Origin of the sequence: Limosilactobacillus difficilis, assembly GCF_947387495.1 — a bacterium.
Taxonomy (GTDB): Bacteria; Bacillota; Bacilli; order Lactobacillales; family Lactobacillaceae; genus Limosilactobacillus; species Limosilactobacillus difficilis.
This window is the reverse complement of sequence record NZ_CANDNU010000015.1, coordinates 1-17,737: the sequence shown is the minus strand read 5'-3', so window position 1 is coordinate 17,737 and position 17,737 is coordinate 1. Positions and strand designations below refer to the sequence as shown.

General features: G+C 47.8%; 19 protein-coding genes. 3 read left to right on the top strand and 16 right to left on the bottom strand.

Going from position 1 to position 17,737, the window contains the following annotated elements; genetic code table 11:
- Positions 1 to 16 precede the first annotated feature (16 nt).
- From murG to QOR82_RS04415, 8 genes are all read right to left on the bottom strand, one after another.
- Positions 17 to 1,120: an undecaprenyldiphospho-muramoylpentapeptide beta-N-acetylglucosaminyltransferase gene (murG, locus tag QOR82_RS04450; protein ID WP_283583567.1), complete on the bottom strand. Its 1,104-nt coding sequence runs from the start codon at positions 1,118 to 1,120 to the stop codon at positions 17 to 19.
- A complete protein-coding gene (gene murD / locus QOR82_RS04445; protein ID WP_283583566.1) occupies positions 1,120 to 2,490 on the bottom strand; it encodes a UDP-N-acetylmuramoyl-L-alanine--D-glutamate ligase in 1,371 nt (456 codons plus the stop codon). Before murD ends, murG begins: the two co-directional genes overlap by 1 nt.
- Positions 2,491 to 2,509: 19 nt before the next feature.
- Positions 2,510 to 3,469: a phospho-N-acetylmuramoyl-pentapeptide-transferase gene (mraY, locus tag QOR82_RS04440; RefSeq protein ID WP_283583565.1), complete on the bottom strand. Its 960-nt coding sequence runs from the start codon at positions 3,467 to 3,469 to the stop codon at positions 2,510 to 2,512.
- Between the two features lie 26 nt (positions 3,470 to 3,495).
- Positions 3,496 to 5,637, bottom strand: coding sequence for a penicillin-binding protein (locus QOR82_RS04435; RefSeq protein WP_283583587.1), 2,142 nt, complete (start codon positions 5,635 to 5,637; stop codon positions 3,496 to 3,498).
- Positions 5,637 to 6,005, bottom strand: coding sequence for an FtsB/FtsL family cell division protein (locus QOR82_RS04430; protein WP_283583564.1), 369 nt, complete (start codon positions 6,003 to 6,005; stop codon positions 5,637 to 5,639). Before QOR82_RS04430 ends, QOR82_RS04435 begins: the two co-directional genes overlap by 1 nt.
- A 17-nt stretch (positions 6,006 to 6,022) precedes the next feature.
- On the bottom strand, positions 6,023 to 6,973 hold the full coding sequence (gene rsmH, locus QOR82_RS04425; RefSeq protein ID WP_283583563.1) for a 16S rRNA (cytosine(1402)-N(4))-methyltransferase RsmH: 951 nt from the start codon (positions 6,971 to 6,973) through the stop codon (positions 6,023 to 6,025).
- 24 nt (positions 6,974 to 6,997) lie between these two features.
- Positions 6,998 to 7,426, bottom strand: a complete 429-nt coding sequence (gene mraZ / locus QOR82_RS04420; protein WP_283583562.1) for a division/cell wall cluster transcriptional repressor MraZ — start codon at positions 7,424 to 7,426, stop codon at positions 6,998 to 7,000.
- Positions 7,427 to 7,565: 139 nt separating this feature from the next.
- Positions 7,566 to 7,943: a hypothetical protein gene (locus QOR82_RS04415; protein ID WP_283583561.1), complete on the bottom strand. Its 378-nt coding sequence runs from the start codon at positions 7,941 to 7,943 to the stop codon at positions 7,566 to 7,568.
- A 71-nt stretch (positions 7,944 to 8,014) separates the two neighbouring features.
- Between QOR82_RS04415 and QOR82_RS04410 the strand changes: the two genes are divergently transcribed.
- Positions 8,015 to 8,134, top strand: a complete 120-nt coding sequence (locus QOR82_RS04410; protein ID WP_283583560.1) for a DUF4044 domain-containing protein — start codon at positions 8,015 to 8,017, stop codon at positions 8,132 to 8,134.
- 22 nt (positions 8,135 to 8,156) lie between these two features.
- On the opposite strand, the gene QOR82_RS04405 is transcribed toward QOR82_RS04410, so the two are convergent.
- The 4 genes from QOR82_RS04405 to QOR82_RS04390 form a co-directional block, all read right to left on the bottom strand.
- Positions 8,157 to 8,402, bottom strand: coding sequence for a hypothetical protein (locus QOR82_RS04405; RefSeq protein ID WP_283583559.1), 246 nt, complete (start codon positions 8,400 to 8,402; stop codon positions 8,157 to 8,159).
- Positions 8,395 to 9,027: a L,D-transpeptidase gene (locus QOR82_RS04400; RefSeq protein WP_283583558.1), complete on the bottom strand. Its 633-nt coding sequence runs from the start codon at positions 9,025 to 9,027 to the stop codon at positions 8,395 to 8,397. Before QOR82_RS04400 ends, QOR82_RS04405 begins: the two co-directional genes overlap by 8 nt.
- Before the next feature lie 74 nt (positions 9,028 to 9,101).
- Positions 9,102 to 11,447 (bottom strand): FtsK/SpoIIIE family DNA translocase, encoded by a 2,346-nt coding sequence (locus tag QOR82_RS04395; protein WP_283583557.1) that lies wholly within the window; start codon positions 11,445 to 11,447, stop codon positions 9,102 to 9,104.
- Positions 11,448 to 11,470: 23 nt separating this feature from the next.
- The gene (locus tag QOR82_RS04390; protein ID WP_283583556.1) at positions 11,471 to 11,980 is read right to left on the bottom strand and encodes a tRNA (cytidine(34)-2'-O)-methyltransferase; all 510 of its coding nucleotides are present in this window, start codon (positions 11,978 to 11,980) and stop codon (positions 11,471 to 11,473) included.
- A 278-nt stretch (positions 11,981 to 12,258) separates the two neighbouring features.
- Between QOR82_RS04390 and QOR82_RS04385 the strand changes: the two genes are divergently transcribed.
- On the top strand, positions 12,259 to 13,290 hold the full coding sequence (locus QOR82_RS04385) for a lactonase family protein (RefSeq protein ID WP_283583555.1): 1,032 nt from the start codon (positions 12,259 to 12,261) through the stop codon (positions 13,288 to 13,290).
- A gap of 48 nt (positions 13,291 to 13,338) precedes the next feature.
- On the opposite strand, the gene QOR82_RS04380 is transcribed toward QOR82_RS04385, so the two are convergent.
- Genes QOR82_RS04380 through QOR82_RS04370 form a run of 3 tightly spaced genes read right to left on the bottom strand, consistent with a single transcriptional unit; the run spans position 13,339 to position 15,721 of the window.
- Complete coding sequence (locus QOR82_RS04380) at positions 13,339 to 14,223, bottom strand: RluA family pseudouridine synthase (protein WP_283583554.1); 885 nt, start codon at positions 14,221 to 14,223, stop codon at positions 13,339 to 13,341.
- Complete coding sequence (locus tag QOR82_RS04375; RefSeq protein ID WP_283583553.1) at positions 14,220 to 15,029, bottom strand: NAD kinase; 810 nt, start codon at positions 15,027 to 15,029, stop codon at positions 14,220 to 14,222. Before QOR82_RS04375 ends, QOR82_RS04380 begins: the two co-directional genes overlap by 4 nt.
- The gene (locus QOR82_RS04370) at positions 15,029 to 15,721 is read right to left on the bottom strand and encodes a GTP pyrophosphokinase (protein ID WP_283583552.1); all 693 of its coding nucleotides are present in this window, start codon (positions 15,719 to 15,721) and stop codon (positions 15,029 to 15,031) included. Before QOR82_RS04370 ends, QOR82_RS04375 begins: the two co-directional genes overlap by 1 nt.
- Positions 15,722 to 15,884: 163 nt before the next feature.
- Here QOR82_RS04370 and QOR82_RS04365 point away from each other — a divergent pair, with 163 nt between their 5' ends.
- On the top strand, positions 15,885 to 16,493 hold the full coding sequence (locus QOR82_RS04365; protein WP_283583551.1) for a DsbA family protein: 609 nt from the start codon (positions 15,885 to 15,887) through the stop codon (positions 16,491 to 16,493).
- A 15-nt stretch (positions 16,494 to 16,508) separates the two neighbouring features.
- Here QOR82_RS04365 and QOR82_RS04360 read toward each other — a convergent pair whose 3' ends face one another.
- Positions 16,509 to 17,546 carry a competence protein CoiA gene (locus QOR82_RS04360; RefSeq protein ID WP_283583550.1) on the bottom strand — a complete coding sequence of 346 codons (1,038 nt, stop codon included), beginning with the start codon at positions 17,544 to 17,546 and terminating at the stop codon, positions 16,509 to 16,511.
- Positions 17,547 to 17,737: the final 191 nt, after the last annotated feature.

Here is a 17,737-nt window from a genome sequence, read left to right as displayed (position 1 = left end):
CCGGCGTTTCTTCGCTTTATTCGTGGTCTTTTTCTGCTTTTTTCAACACTTTAATTAACCGATCAGCCGCGTCGGGTTTGCCAATCTTCCGGCTAGCCGCGGCCATCTCCTGACGCAGATCCGCATCACCCATTAAACGATCGGCTTGGACTAACAGGGAGCGCCCATCCAGTTGATCTTCCGTAATCATTACCGCGGCGTGTTGCTTAACCAATGCTTGAGCATTTTTGACCTGGTGGTTCGCGGTAACATAAGGACTCGGAATCATGATCGTCGGAACTCCCAGGGCCGTCACTTCGGCGATAGTTGTCGCCCCGGCACGGGAAACTAATACCGCTACTTTCGGCATCTTAGCCGGCATATCCTCAATATAAGGCACCACTTTGACATTATCACCAATCGTGACGCCTTTTAGCTGCTTACGGACGTCGTCATAACGCTTCCGCCCGGTCGCAAAAACGACTTGGTAACTGCGCTTGGTGAAAAACGGAATCGCCTGCACGACACTCTTGTTGATCTTTGGGGCCCCCTGAGAGCCGCCGAAGATCATCATTGTCGGCTTATCATCACGCAAGCCCATCGAACTCCACTTGAAAGTGCTTGCGCGGTTAGCCGCGACCTGTTGAGCCCGCGGATTCCCCGTCATCGTCACTTTATCCTCCGGGAATTGGCTGCGAGCCGCTTCAAAAGCGATCGCAATTTCGTCAACATAGCGACTAAGGAACTTGTTAGTCACGCCAACAACACTGTTTTGTTCATGGATGACAGTCGGCACGCCCATTTTAGCCGCTGCATAAAGGACAGCCCCACTGACGTAGCCGCCGGTCCCTAAAACAACGTCCGGCTTAAAATCAGCAATTAACTTGCGGGCGTGGTGCTCGGCTTTCAAAAAGAGATAGATCGTCTTGAAATTGTAGAACGAAAGTTTGCGGCGAAAGCCCTGCATCGGCATCGTCACCAATTTGAGACCCGCTGCTGGCACAATTTTGTTCTCCAATCCTCGAGTGGTCCCGACGTAAAGAACTTCTGTATCTGGTTCTACTTGTTTCAGCCGTTCGATGAGGGCCAGTGCTGGATAAATGTGACCACCAGTACCGCCACCTGATACCATTAAGCGCATTATGCCTGTTCCTTCTTTCCTGTCAACTTTTCAACAGCTTCGATAAACTTGTCCCCGCGAACTTCAAAGTTCGGGAATTGATCCCAACTCGCGTTAGCTGGCGATAACAGAATGACGTCGCCGGGCTGGCTCAGCTGCCAAGCCAGAGGAACCGCCGTGAAGCAGTTTTCACTCTCTTTAATCACCGGCACGCCAGCCGCCTGGGCTGCAGCTTTCATCTTATCCTTGCTTTGCCCAAAGACGATGATCGCCTTGACATGCTTTTTGAAGTCGTCTTCCAAACGTTCAAAGGTGTAACCGCGATCCAAACCACCGGCTAGCAAAATCACCGGTTTCTCAAACCCCCGCAAGGCAACCTGGGTCGCTTCGATGTCAGTCGATTTCGAGTCGTTGTAGAAGAGTCGCCCAGAATCTTCCAGGACAAACTGAAGACGATGACGAACACCGCCAAAATTCTTCAGTACGGCAACGATATCTTCATCAGCCACCCCGCTCAGTTTAGCAGCTGCAATTGCCGCCAGAGCGTTTTCGACGTTTTGCGGACCGATCAGACGAATCTCACTAGCCTTCATGATCGCGTCATCGCGCCAGTAGATAAGCCCGTCCTTTTCGTAAGCACCGTCATGCGATTTTCCTAACCGCGAGAACGGAACAATCGTCGCCGAGGAGCGCCGCGCAATTCGTTGCCATTCCTCGCGATCCCAATTGATAATCAGGTAATCATCCTTCGTCTGGTTGCGGGTAATGTTCAATTTAGCGTTGATGTAATTCTCTCGGGTCTTGTGGTAATCAAGATGGTTACTGAAAATATTGGTAATCACCGCGATATGAGGATGTAAGGTTGGCGTTCCCAGCAGTTGGAAGCTCGATAGTTCAGTCACCAGGGTATCGTCTGGTCCCAGTTTTTCCGCAACCTTGCTGAAACTGACCCCGATGTTGCCAGCATATTTAGCAACTCGCTTTGGCGAATGGTCGATCATTTTCTGGATCAAAGTTGTGGTGGTCGTCTTTCCGTTACTGCCAGTGACGCTGATCAGATGGCCAGCAAAGATTTCACTGCCGAGCTCCGCTTCCGTGATAATCGGCGTTCCCTGTTGAACGAACTTTGCCACCAGTGGCTGATCATAGGGAATTCCCGGGTTCTTGACCACAAGATCAAAACCGTCGTCGGCTAACGAAAGAGGGTTGCTGCCGGTTATAACCGTAATTCCGTCTCTTTGTAGATCAGCCTTAACCTTTGGATTGTCCTTGGCATCATTGGCCGTTACCTTTGCCCCTAACTTGACCAACAGATGAGCAGCGTTGATGCCGCTAATCCCAAAGCCCATTACTAATACTTGTTTGTTTTGATATTTTGTTACTTTTTGCATCCTCTATCACCCGCTAAATCTAATTTCGCATCAAAATAAAAATCACCGTCAAAGCTGAACTAACAGCCGTGACTAACCAAAACGTAATATCGATACGCCATTCACTCCAACCACTCATCTCAAAGTGGTGATGAATCGGCGTCATCTTGAAGATCCGTTTTCCAGTAGTCTTAAAGCTCAAAACTTGCAGCATCACACTGGCAGTTTCGATCACGTAAATAATGCCGATGAATAAGAGCGACCATTCGTGGTGCAGAAGCAAAGCGACAGCAGCCAGCGAAGCCCCCAGTGAGAGGGAACCCATATCACCCATAAAGATCTGGGCGGGTTTGTGATTGTAGCGGAAGAAGGCCAAAAGGCCACCAATGATCGCTAAACAAAAGAGTGCAACCTCCAATTGTCGCTGGACAAGGGCAATGATCAGATAGGCAATGAAGGAAATAATGGCACAACCATCAACTAAACCGTCCAGACCGTCAGTCAAGTTGACGGCATTGGAAAAACCGACCATCCAAAAAATGATGAAGAGGCCATAAATCCAGCCAAGCTGGGTCGTCCCAAAGCCCATTTGAAAGCCTTCGTGTTGATAAATAACGGTAAAGACGCAAGCAGCAATAACTTGGCAGAGCGCTTTTTGCCAGGGCTTAAAGCCTTCGTTTTGGTGCTCAAAAATTTTGATCGAGTCGTCCCACATGCCAATAAGACCGTAGACCACCATCGTAAAAAGCAGGGCCCAAGTGGTGTTATTCAGCAATGACTGCCACCCGCCGACCCACAGGATTGTCACCAATGCGGCGAAGATGAAGAGAATCCCCCCCATCGTCGGGGTTCCGGCTTTCTTAGCGTGCCAAGTTGGTCCTTCCTTTCTGATCTGCTGGCCCTCCTTGTGAGCCCGAAAATACTTGATCAACCATGGCATGATCAAATAGGTGATCAAAAATGCACTGAGAATTGTTAACACCATTGTGACGAGATTCATCGTCTTCTTACTCCTTTTCTTTTAAACTAATGTGCTTTACATTCAATTTTCAAAATTTGGTCTTTTTTAATCGTCGTGCCCTTGGCAATACTTTGCTTAGTAACATAACCATTGCCGTTGCTTTCGACGCGTATCCCGGCCAGCTTTCCCAGGCGGTTAACGTCGGCCTGGGACCAGCCTTGCAGTGACGGCATTGTAATGCTGCCACTGGTTTTTAGGATTAACCGGGAGTTAACCATTACCTTCCGCCCAGCCGGCACAGATTGAGCCGTCACATGTTTACCATTACCAAGTACCGTCACCTGAAGATGTTTGGCGCCCAGCTCAGACTGAATGCTGTTGGCAAGCCGTCCTTGGTAATCAGCAAGGGTAATTACCCCCTGCGACCCCTTTTTAGCAGCTGTTCGGTCTAGCAATGATGACGTAACCGGTTTGAAGACATTGGCAAGTTCGGTTTCTGCCGGCTGCTTGAGAGTTTTCGGCTGTTTCATGATGATATAGATAATATATTTCGGCTCCTTAGCCGGCGCCATCCCCACAACGGAATAAACGTAGTTGCTATCACCCGTTTCGTAACCGTGAGAAGTCCCAATCTGAGCAGTCCCAGTTTTGACCGCAATTGTCTTACCAGGAATCTTGTAAGCCTGACCAGTACCATTTTTATCAGTGATAACCCCAACCATCAATTTACGAACCTGCTTAGCCGTGCTTGCTTTGATTGGGTTGCCAACCACCTGGGGCCCAGTTTTAGCGACCGTCTTCTGATTGTTAGCGTCAGTCACCCGACTGACAACATAAGGTTTCATCATCTTGCCGTTGTTAGCAATCGCCGAAAAGGCCTGCATCATCTGCATAATGTTGGTCGTGATCCCCTGACCATAGGCGGTGTTGGCTTGCATTAAAATGCCTTTAAAGGAAGTATAACCAGGCGTTTCGCCACCCATTCCCCAAACCCGAACCGGCTGGAGAAGGTGGAAACGTTTGATGTATTTCATCCAATTCTTACTCCCCATATTCTGCTCAATATGGGCAAAACCGACATTACTGGAGCGGTAAAAAGCGTCACGGTATGTAATGGCGCCCCACCCACTGGTCACCCAGTCAGTAATTTTGCCACCACCAATCGACCAACTGCCAGAATTATAAGTAGCATTGGGATCGAAGTGGCCAGAATCAATTGCCGCGCTAAGTGAAAGTACCTTCATCGTAGAACCTGGTTCGAAAGTATCTTGAACTAAGGTATTACGCCACACGGGAGTGGAAGAATTGCGATCCGGGCGTTGGGTGGCGGCGATTACCTTTCCGGTTTTGGCTTCCATCACAACCCCAGCCATTGAACTGGCGTGGGTTTCTTTTTCGACACTCTGTAGCTTATTTTCCAGCAATTGCTGAATTTGACTATCCAGGGTGAGATGGATATTGTCGCCATCCTTAGCATCCCAACCGCTTTCCTGCTTGCTTAATCGGTAGCCATAGACATCCTGCTTAGCCCGCCGAAAACCATTCTTCCCCCGAAGTTGCTTATCGAAGTAGGCTTCAATGCCTAACTGACCGACCAAGGTAGTTTGCCCAGTTTTATCGTTGACATGTGGAGAAGCCAGACCAACTAGCTGCGTCGCAAATTCACCTTCCGGATACTGCCGAGCAGGCGTCGCTAAGAAGTGCAAACCGTTGACATGCTTAGCCTTGATTTTACGCATCGTCTCGATTGAAATATTACGGCCGGCATTGCCAAACTCAACCTGAAAACTCTTCTTTTTCGGGGTCATCGTCTGGTAGGCCTTTTCTTCATCAATCGGCAAATAGGCGGCCAAAACTCGTGCGGCCTGGGCTTTATTAGTGACATACAGTTTTTTGCCATCCTGCCCCTTTTGTCGGTGGTCCAAAACAGCGTAAACGGTATAAGTGCTGGTATTTTGTGCCAGAGCATCACCATTGGCATCATAAATGGTTCCCCGCTTCGCGTTAATCACTTGTTGCTGGGTGTAGAGCTTACCAGCCCTGGACTTTAGGTCAACGTGATTCACGCGTTTGAGAAGCGCAATTTGCGAAAAACGGGCGATAAATAAGAGAAACATCAGCCCGATCAGCACGTAAAAGATAATGCCGAATGTTCGCCGGTTGCCTTGCTGCCCCTTATTTGTCGTCCGTTGTCCTCTATTCTTCATCACTTATTAACGTTCCTTACACTCGTATTAGCATCAGTAAAACCATACTTATTGGCTGCCCGGTTCAAATTTGATTCACTTGTTAATTGGGCAATCAGTTGGCGTTCGTTAGCGTTACTGTTACTGACCTGATTTACTTTTGCCTGGACATTTTGTAGTTGGTGGTTCGCATTGGTCACATCAATTTTGCTCGTTACCAGACAGACCATCATTACCATCATGATGGCGCCACAAATTGCCAGCAACCACCGTTCGCCAGCCCAGGAAACCGGCATTCCCTTAGGGCTATTGACAATCAGTTGCCTTTGCTGTGCTTTCTCTGTCTCTCTGGAATTATTTGCCAAATTATGTGCCGCGTTTGAAACCATCTTAACCACTGTCCTTACTAATTCTTCTTAATTCTTTCGATAACGCGCAGCTTTGCACTGTGAGCCCGGTGATTAGCTTCCAACTCCGCGGGAGTCGGAAGGACCGGTTTTTTATTGACTAATTTAAAGTGAGGCTGCATCCCCGCCGGAATAACTGGCAAGCCCTGGGGCAAGTTAGGCAACGATGACTTTTCGTGAAAAATCGTTTTAACCAGCCGGTCTTCCAGCGACTGAAAGGTGATGACACTGATCCGCCCGCCGACCTGCAATAGATCCAGCGCCTGCTCCAGCGATTCTTCCAATGCCCCTAATTCGTCATTGACCGCGATCCGAATAGCTTGGAAGCTTTTCTTGGCAGGATGGCCGCCATGACGCCGAGCCGCTGCTGGGATTGCTTCTTTAACAATCTCGGCTAATTCACCGGTCGTTTCAATGAATTGATGCTGACGGTGGCGTTCAATGTTACGGGCAATTTGCGGGGCAAAACGTTCCTCACCATAACGGTACAGGATTTTTTCCAACCGCTGATAAGGCCATTCATTGACCACCTCTTTAGCCGACAATTGCTGTTGCTGGTTCATTCGCATGTCTAAGGGAGCGTCGTGTTGATAGGAAAAGCCCCGTGCAGCGTCATCAAACTGGGGAGAAGAAACCCCTAAGTCGTAAACAATCCCGCTAATCGACGTCACCCCGTGATTAGCTAAGGCGGCTTTCAAATGGCGAAAATTATCCTTTATAAGGACAACACGACCGGCAGCGATAACATTCTGCAGGTGCTGACGATTATAATCGATTGCCGTTTGATCCTGATCAAAAGAATAAAGTCGGCCGCTTTTCAGTCGACTAGCGATCAGGGAGCTGTGGCCCCCACCACCTAATGTTGCATCAACGTAGATGCCATTCGGATCGATTGCTAAACCCTTGACGGCTTCGTGGAGCAGCACGGTTACATGTTTAAATTCTGCCATGATGACTCCTTTCCGGCATCCAAATCAAAGATCAATATCCATTGCCTCAGCTAGTTGATCAAAGTTTTCTTCTGTTTCGTCAGCAAACTTATTCCAGCGTTCAGCGCTCCAAATTTCAAAACGGTTGGCAACCCCGACAATTACGCATTGTTTGCTGATGCCGGCATGTTTGATAAGCAAGGTGGGGATGTTGACCCGGCCTTGCTTGTCCAATTCACACTCGGTTGCCGCCGAATAGAAAAAACGGACAAAAGCCCGCGCGTCTTTTCTGGTTAGTGGTAAATGGTTCAACTTATTTTCCAGTGCCTGCCATTCAGGAGCTGGGTAGCCAAACAAACAACCGTCTAAACCCCTGGTGATCACAAAACGATCGCCCAGCTGGTTGCGAAACTTAGCAGGAATAATGAGCCGACCTTTGCTGTCGATTGAATGCTGATACTCACCCATCAACATGGCCAGTTTACCCCCTCTGCTAGATTCACATTTCTATACTACCACAATCCCCCACTTTCAACCACGATATTTTCGTAAGCCCCACTAACGAAAAAAGCTCCCACGTCAAAGAACGTGAGAGTCGTTTAAATTAATGTTTTTATGGTTCGGGAAGATCCTGTAAGGCCCATGATGCCAGATACGCCAGCGCTGCCAGAACAAAAGTTAGTCGCCAAAAAACTGGCCAGTAGCGCCGGTAAAGTAACTCAGAATAATGATGGTGCTGCCCGCCGACCAGGACAATCGCGGCGAGCATCCAAACAATTAAAAAGTAGCAAAAATAGTACCAACCAAAATTCCACCAGCTGAGCAGGATGAGGAGGCACGCCCAAAACCAGGCCAAGTGGCGAGAATGTCGTTTGGTCGTCAGCGGAGTTTGCAGAACAATAATGATCCGCTCAAGAACCACTCCGATGAGAAAAATTAAGAGTTGGATAATCAGACGTTTGATGACTGCCACCACCTTTCTGATTGGCATCACCTGGTTTGAAAGAAGGAACCGAGTGCGTTAAACTAATATGGATTAAAATTTAACGGAGTGAAGCGCGCATGCATAAAAAAGAAAAGACACGTTTTCAAAAGATTACCATGGTCGTCGTCTGGCTGATGCTGATCGCAATGCTCGGATCATTGCTGTTCTCGGCCGTCGCGGCACTGGGTGCTTTTTAAAACGGACCAGCGAACTGGGAAACTATTCCCAGTTCTTTTTTTGTAGGCGGAAACTCTCCAGATAGTTCAGTAAAAAGACGAGTAAGTTGACGACCAGCCAGCCCAGCCAAAACCAACCTGCGCCTACGGGATAGGAATGCAGAAGGTAGCGTAAAAGATGGTAGACAAACATCAACAGGAAATAGGTAACGTTTGCCAAAAGCAAACTCCGTGTCCAGCGATGGGTGGCAAAGTAACGGTAAATAGCATCCCAAGTAGCTTTAGTCATTAGTAATCACGACCTTTGTCCCTTCTGGAACATTTTTGTAAATCCAATAAGAATCGGGAAAACTGAGGCGCACACAACCATGTGAGCCGGAGGTCTTTCCTAATTTTTTAGCTTCTGACTTGATGACCCGCCGGTTTTGGTCTACCGGAACCGAGTGGAACATATAAACCCCGTGATCATGCCAGGAAACATAATTGATTGCCCCTTCTTGCTCACTGGCGCTGTAAAAAAAGTCGCCCCGTTCCGGCTGAATGTGATAAGTACCGACCGGCGATTCGGTTGCTTTGCTACCGAGCTTGCCGCTCGAACAATACATCGTATACAGACGCTTATTATTCTTTGACAATACATATACCCGTTGATGTTTGGTTGAAACCTTAATCCAAAAACCTGGATATTTTTTTAAATTCGGGTAAGGTTTCGTTTCCGAAGGCTTATTGTAGTCGATCGGTGTCCGCATTACGCTCTTCTTATGTGCTGCCTTATGTTTGTGCTGCACCTTAACTGCTGCTTGTTCGCTCCTAACTTGCCGAGCATGATGACTTCCGGCAACGTTAGCAACCACCACGACCGCCACAAAGACGATCGCCGTAATGATTAAGGTTCGTTTAAAAATATAATGCAATCTTTTTTCCTCCAAACGTTCACAAAGATGAATATACCGACTTTTCTAAGATTTCGCAAGTTACTTTGCGATCACTATTCATCATCTTTGCTCGGTTGCCTAAGAACCTCACGCGGCTTAGATCCGTTGGCCGGACCGATGATCCCTTTTTGCTCCATGTCATCAATCATCCGCGCCGCACGGTTATAGCCAACTCGAAAACGTCGCTGGAGCAACGAAGTGGAGGCTTTCTGCTGGTCGACAACGAATTTGACAGCTTCAGGAAAGAGTTCATCTTCATCTTCGGCTGCTTCGTCTTCTTTAACCTCTGAATCAGTCACTACCATTTGCTGATCATACTCCGCCGCCCGCTCGTTCTTGATAAAGGCAACGACGGCTTCGACATCATGATCCGAAATAAAAGCACCCTGAACCCGGACTGGCTTGTTTTGGTCAATCGGTTGGAAGAGCATATCCCCGCGGCCAAGTAGTTTTTCTGCTCCATTGTTGTCCAAAATAGTTCGCGAATCAACACCGCTAGAAACAGCAAATGCAATCCGCGACGGGACATTAGCCTTGATCAGCCCAGTGATAACGTCAACACTGGGCCGTTGTGTTGCCAGAATCATATGAATCCCCGCAGCCCGTCCCATTTGCGCAATCCGGACAATAGCCGTTTCAACATCATTGGAAACCGTCATCATCAAATCGGACAATTCATCAACAACGACCAGAATAAATGGCAGATAGGGCTGCTTTTCGTCACCGTCCTGCTCGTTTTGTTTCTTGACCAGCTGGTTATAACCACTGATGTTGCGGACCCCAAATTTGGAAAAGAGCTCATAGCGACGTTCCATCTCAGCAACTACTTTGCCCAGCGCCTTGGCCGCCTTTTTCGGTTCTGAAACGACGGGACTCAGCAGATGAGGAATGTCGTTATAAACTGACAGCTCCACCTTCTTCGGGTCAATAAGGAGAAACTTGACTTGGTGAGGTTTAGCCTTCATTAAAATGCTGGTAAGGATCACGTTGATAGCAACGGATTTCCCACTACCAGTTGCTCCAGCGATCAGCAGGTGCGGCATTTTGGTCAAATCAGCGGTGATTACTTGCCCAGTGACAGCTCGCCCAAGCGGGACTTCCATCGGGTTATTATCATGAGGTGTATTTTCCAACATGTCGCGGAACCCAACTGTAGCAACTTTTTTGTTCGGCACCTCGACCCCGATTAAGGACTTGCCCGGAATCGGCGCCTCAATCCGGATATCCTTGGCTGCCAATGCAAGGGCCAAGTCGTCGGCCAAATGCGTGATGCGGCTGACCTTGACCCCAACTGCAGGCCGTAATTCGTACTTCGTGACTGAAGGACCGAGATTGACGTTTTCCACCGTCGCCTGAACACCGAAGGAATGCAGTGTATCTTGCAATTTCTTCGTGTTGCGATCGATGGCCTTGAGATCAGCACTCTGATCGGTCTTCTTGTTTGGCGTTAATAGTGACAACGGTGGCATCTGATAATCTTGATCGGCGCGCTCTTCTGCCTGTCCCAAACTAAGCTCATCTTCATCCTTAGACGGAACATCACCAATCGTAGAAGCGACAGAATCCGTTCCTTCTTGATTACTAGCCACCGTAATTGTGGGCTTGCCGCTTGAAGCTGGTGCTGACTTTGCCGACACATCATTTTCGTGCGATGTCGTCGATGCTGGACTTTCACTTACCGGCCTTTCAGCAAGTTTAGGTTCGGTGATTTTTGCGCGCTGCCGGCTTTGTTTGGCAGCTGTCCGGGCCGCCTGCCGTGCGGCTAACTTCTGACTGCCAGCCTGAAGTTTTTCACCACTAAGCTGCAGACCGTCCCTAACTTTCCGCACCATCTTGTCAACTGGTAAGGAGAAAAAGACAACAACACCGATAATGATGAGCAACCAAGCTAAAACCAGTGTGCCGATACGTGCAACGAGGTAATTACCCACGCTGTAGAGATAAGCACCAATCATCCCCCCGCCGAGTAAACCCGTGGAATCCCCACGGAACACATGGCGGTTGATGTTGTCCCAGGTCACGCCAATAAAGTCGGAATGGCGCGATAACTGATCAAACATCTTGCCGTGCAACAGCAGCAAAACACCGGCCAAGATCATCAAGAATCCGGCAATCCAGCGCCAGCGAAAGTGTGGATGATGCCCTGTTAGGCTGTAAGCCACGCTGTACAACAAAGCAATTACAATCAGGATCGGCGCAGCCCCACCGACGATAATTTGAAAAGCGCCCTCAACAACTTGTCCTAACGCACCAAGGTTAAAAAGTCCCACGAGGAGCAGTAATGTTGCCACCGCCCCAACGAGGTTTGTCAGATAGCGGGACCAAAAGCTACTGTTTTCTGAACGCGTTTGGCGCCTTTTTTTATGATTTGTTTTGGCTTTTGTTCTTCGCCTTGCCATTGCCTAACCTTCCTTTAAACTAACTACTTTAATTTGTCATGAGGATAACGGTGAATCCGGGCCAGGTGGTTGAAGTTCTGCTGGCGTAGTGCCTCGTAAATTACGATAGCGACACTATTGGAGAGATTTAAAGCCCGAATATTGTTATCATCTTGGGGGATTCTAATAGCATTATCCTGGTAGCGCCGCATCGTTTTTTCTGGCAAGCCCGTTGTCTCCTTGCCAAAAAGGAAATAATGGTCGCCTGCCGTACTATAATCCACCTCTGTGTAATCACGATTGGCGAATTTGGAAACCAGATATAATTTGCTTTTGTCCGGAACGCTTTCAATAAATGACTGTAGATTATCTTCGTAGACGATCTTGACGCGATTCCAGTAGTCGAGCCCGGCTCGTTTCATGTGCTTATCATCAGTTGAGAAGCCGAGCGGTTGGACTAAGTGTAAGACCGTATCAGTTCCCGCACAGGTTCGTGCAATGTTACCTGTATTAGCCGGAAATAACGGTTCAAACAAAACAATATGGTTAGTCATAATATCCCCCTATGCAAACAAAAAAAGCAGGGTCTCGGTGTGGGCACGGCGAAACGCTGCTTTAATGAAGTTCTCCTCAGTAACTGCCAACGACGTTGATCGATGTCACCTACCAAACGATTTCGTTTTTTAGTATAATCCGTTCATCACAAAAAAACAATCATTTCTTAATATTATTGAGAATTTTCTTTCATGATCATTAAGCTAGGTGATCACTAGAATTACTTAGCCCAGATTGCTATCATTAGACTGATTAAAAAAGAAAGAAGGCTCACATTTTGAGTGAAGATTTTTTAATTGGAACTTATACCCAAAAAAATAGTCAGGGCATCTATGCAGTCACCCTTAATTCAACACAAGGCTGCTTGGAAAATGTCCGGCTGGTTGCCAAAAGCGAAAAACCTGCCTATCTTCAAGTTGATTCTTGCAAGCACCTCTTTGCAATCAAGCAAAACGGTAAGCAAGGCGGGGTGGCCGCCTACCAATTAAAGGATGGCCAAGCAAGCCTGATCAATGAAGTCCTCGGTGCGGGCGCACCGCCAGCTTACGTTGGGATCGACGAACAAAGGCACCTACTCTTTTCAGCCAACTATCACACCGCTAAAATTAACGTTTTTCGGATCAATGAAGACGGGTCTTTAACCCTCACCGACAGTGTCACTCACCAAGGAATGACTGGTCCGCGGCCAGAGCAGCAGGACGGACCTCATTGTCACTACGCTGATTTAACTCCCGATGGCCGTTTGATCGTCTGTGACCTGGGAATGGACCTCCTAGTTGTTTATGACATTAGCGATGACGGTAAATTAACTGCCGCTTCCCGCTACCACTGCGAAAGCGGCTTCGGGGCCCGCCACCTTGCCTTCCACCCGAATTCACAGGTTCTCTACGTCCTTGGCGAATTGAGCAGCAAGTTAACCGTTCTTGCCTACCACGCTCAAGACGCCAGCTTTAAGCCACTTCAAACAATTGCAACCATTCCATCTTCCTGGACAAGTCACAACGGGGCTGCTGCCATTCACATTACCAAGGACGGCCGCTTCGTCTACGTTTCTAACCGTGGTGAAGACACTATCGCTGTCTTCGCCGTTCAAAACGATTTTAGTCTGAAACACATCCAATCGATTTCTACTGAAGGCTCTTTCCCACGTGATTTTGAACTGAGCAGTGATGAAAAGTTCCTATTAGCTGGCAACCAAAACAGCGATAGCTTGGCCCTATATCAGCGCAATGATCAAACCGGCTTGTTGAAAAAACTGCAGCAAAATGTGACCTGTCCAGAACCGGTCTGCATCAAGCGCTGGCCATAGAGAGCTGAAAATAATTCAAAACGTCGCCCGAAATAGGAGCGGCGTTTTTTAGATGCGGTCGATGAGTTTTTTTAGATCAGCGGGAACCGGCGCCGTAACCTGGATTTGGCGTTTTAAAAAAGGACTATAAAAACTGATAAAGTGACAATGCAAAGCCTGGCGCTCCATTAAAGCCGGTCCACCGTACATCTGATCGCCAACTAAAGGGTGCTTGAGCCAAGCAAAGTGTACCCTAATTTGGTGAGTGCGGCCAGTATGTAAGGCAATTCGGACCACTGAACAATCTTTTTGGGCCCTAATTAACCAGTATTCTGTTACCGCCGCTTTCCCGTCAGCGGCAACCATCCGTTTAACGAACGAATCCGGATCACGGCGTTGGGGCGCGTCAATATAGCCATGTTGGGTATCTATGCGTCCACTGACCACTGCCAAATAGCGTTTCTTGACCTGGTGATTTTGCAATTGCCGGTCGAGAACGGCGTGAGCAAAACGGTGCTTAGGAAAGACCACTAACCCGCTCGTATCCTTGTCAAGACGTGTCGCAACGTGCGTTACTTGATTTTCATAACCTTGCCGTTGATAGTAGCCCTTCACGCGGTTTACCAAACTATCTTGAACGGGTACATTATGGGCAGGGACTGTTGCTACCCCTGCCGGTTTGTTCAAAATCAGGTAATCACGATCTTCGTAAGCGATCTTAATCGGCGCGTCACTAACGGAGACGTGGTCATTAGGCTGTTCGGCTGGCAAAATCAACTGAATCTGGTCACCTGGATAGACATAGTCAATGGTCCAAGCATTATCGCCATTGATCTTCATCCCCCCGCCGTGGTAAACGGCAACCTTTATTAAAGAGCCCGTTACCCCGAACGACTTGAGTACCGATCGAAGTCTACGATTGTGAATTCCCTGATACTTCCAAGAAAAAATCATTTGCGGCCCCCGATAAATGACTCGTGAACCCGATCCCAAAAACTTGTGTGCCGATACTTGGCAAAACGGATCGGTTGGTCCGCCACTCGATAAGCGACCTCACTGAGATGGTGCTCATCGGTGTTCCATTCTACCACCCGCCGGTCACAGGTAAGCAAACTATCAGAATCATCGTGAATGCGTAGCGTCACTTGACTTTCCGTTCCTAAAATAATCGGCGAGCCTAAGGAACGGTAGACGCGGTTGTTGAGTGAAGCAAGTTCTGTCAACTGAAAACCGCTAATTTTCGGATCCATCACCGCCCCGCCGACGGATTTGTTGTAAGCCGTTGATCCAGTCGGCGTAGAAGCACAGAGGCCATCACCACGAAAGCTCTCAAAGAATCGATCATTAATATAAACATCCGAAACCATCGTCTTGGTCTTCTGACGCAAGGCTGATTCATTGAGCGCCACCATGTGCTGAGCCTGTCCATCACTATAGGTAACATCAATTTGCAACAGGGGGTAGGCAACCAACTGACCACTATCGTGTTGGAGACTGGTCAACAAGTCATCTACTTCAAAATTGCGCCAGTCCGTGTAGAAGCCGAGGTGTCCTGTATGGATTCCCACAAATCGAACGTGGTCCAGCTGGTCTTGGTACTTATTAAAAGCAGTCAGCAAGGTGCCATCCCCGCCGATGGAAATAACAATGTCAGGATGTTTCGGCTCGCATTGGATGTCGGTCTTGGCCAAACGATTCAACATTATTTTTCGTACCCGCACGGCTTCGGGGTCGCCATAGCTCACAATGGCAATTTTCATCAACGGCCCCTCCCTTCGTCATTGTCTTCATGATCGGCTGGATGACCATCTTCAGCCAAAGTACTGTCTTGAGGATTTTTGCGGTAGGAGAAAAGATTTTGGGCTTCTTGGATCTCTTCCCTGATTTCTGACATCTCATTATCCAGCCGAAAAGCTGCTTCCCCTGCCCGTTGCAGTCGGGATGCCAATTCCTTGGGAAATTCACCCTGATATTTATAGTTTAGTGAATGTTCAATCGTCGCCCAGAAATTCATCGCTAAGGTTCGCACTTGAATTTCAGCAAGAATCTTTTTCTCTCCGGTGACTAGCTGCACCGGATATTCAATCACAATGTGATAAGAGCGATAACCGCTCGGCTTGGCGTTAGTGACGTAATCACGTTCTTCGAGGATTTGCATGTCCATTCGCTTCCGTAACAAATCAACTACAACGTAAATATCTTCAACGAACTGGCACATAATCCGCAAACCCGCAATGTCCTGCATGTCTTGTTCCAAACGATCTTCGCTGACGTGACGACGCACCATTTTTTCCTTGATGCTGTCGACTGGCTTCACCCGACCCGTTACGAATTCAATTGGTGAGTGCTGAGCCTGGTCCTGAAACTGTTTGCGCATTCCCCGCAATTTGACTTTTAATTCGTTGACGGCCTGCTGGTATGGTAATAAAAAGTGTTGCCAATCTTGAATCATCGTTGGTCCCTCCTAGCCATAATCATTTTTAATTCTAGCACAATCCCCGTTAGCAGTAATTGCTTTTGCTGGCGAAACAGTTTTCTTGACCTCGTTTGTGTAATTTGGCAAAATAACACTTGAAAATTGCAAATCAGTTATAGAGTCAAGGAGGAAGCAAACCGTGTTAGAAATTAACTTGTTTGTTAATCCGCTAGGGCAACGTTGTTTTCAGTGCGAACGGGACCTATTGCGTATGGACATACAGCTGGATAACACCATCAACTTTCAGTTTATCCCGCTCATGAACATGAAGACTATTGACAAAGCGCTGCACGATTGTCAAAAACGAACTGGTCATTTTGAAAACCAACAAAAAATAGCCACGACCACGTATTCGGTAATCCTGGATTATAAAGCAGCCCTTTTTCAAGGACGAAAGCGTGGACGGATGTTCCTGCTCGGTCTGCAAAAAGCCATGATTGAAGAACACGCTAATTACAATCTTCAGTTGGTCAAAAAATTTGCTCAGAATGCCAAGCTCGATCTTGAAATGTTTATGGAAGATCGAAAATCGCCGCTGGCCAAGCAGTGCTTTAAAAAAGATCAACAGCTGGCCAACCAAATGGGTATTACGGATACCGCCACAGCAATTGTGGTTAACACAAGTGCGCCCGCTTATGGAACCCTAGTAACTGATTGCACTTATGAATCATTGATCGACGCCTGCCAGGAACACTGTACAAAAGAGACACTTGCCAAATTGCAAAATCGAATCAAGCTCTACCATTAAATCGGACGGCCCCGCTTAATTGAACGGAGCCGTTTTTATGTAACGAATCTTTTGACCACCATCAGCAAACCACTGAGGCACTTGCCAATAAATCAGGCCATCATCCACTACCCTTAAAATTTGGCACTGTTGCAGTTCCTGAATAAATTGTTTAATCAGTTCTTGGCGCAACATCAGTGCGCTGTGAACTGCTAAACACGGCATAGGTAACCATTCAGCGCAGCTCGCTAACACTTTTTCCCAGCCCTGGTAAGGCATGACCAGGTTGAGTGGGAGCGATTCCATTAACAATAAACATCGTAAACGCCAGCGAAATTCGCCGTCCCGTAACATCGGCCACTGCGGCCGAAGCGGATGAGCGACAAGCGGACAGGCGCTCATGATGTGCCCGGCCAGATAGCACCGGTCATTCATCTTCCACCAGCCTTGATCGTGATAACGCATCATCTTTTGTAGCGATTGTGTTTGGACGAGGTATTGCTGCCGTTTGCTCAACCGATGGTTCCTAACGAAGGGAACCGTTCTAAAATCATAGCGATAAATCGGTCGCTGCTGGTGCACATTCCAGAAAGGCACGACAGGTTTCCCCTGACGCCACTGGGTAAACTGAGCGATTTTATTATCCCGGAGTTGATGAGCATAGGTGGCCCCCAAAAACCAGCAAAAAGGCATTCTTAAATGTCGATAACCCTGATTGCGTTCAGCAAGTCGGTCAACGTCTAAGGGACTGCATTGAAACTCAAAGACGAAGGTGTGATCGGCTAGTTGGACAAGCAAATCTGGGCGTTGCTGAATTTGCGGAAGAAAAACTTCAAGCCGGGGACGCCATCCTTGACGACAAGCCCATCGATACATCTGCTGCTTACCGATTTGATGCAGAGATGTTTCACCCTCACTATTGCATTTAGCTGGTCGCAAGTGTGCAAAATAAGCCTGCTTATGTTTTCCTTGAACCAATACCAGGCGATGCCCACACTGCGGACAGAAAAAGGGTCCCAGGTGGTGGCAATTGGCAGCTTGGACAAGTTGACCGTTAAATAAAGCTAATTTCATTTACAATCCCCCCTAAAGCAAAAATACGGGGATTGTCACCAATGTAAACTAAAAAGGGTCTATATTAACTGGTATTGGTGAAAGCCGATGCCAGTTTTTATTATCTTAAATTGGCTAAATAAAAAAGGACATTTAAGTCCTCTTGCCATACAATGAATACGCCAATACCACGGTAAAGGAAGAGTTCTAAA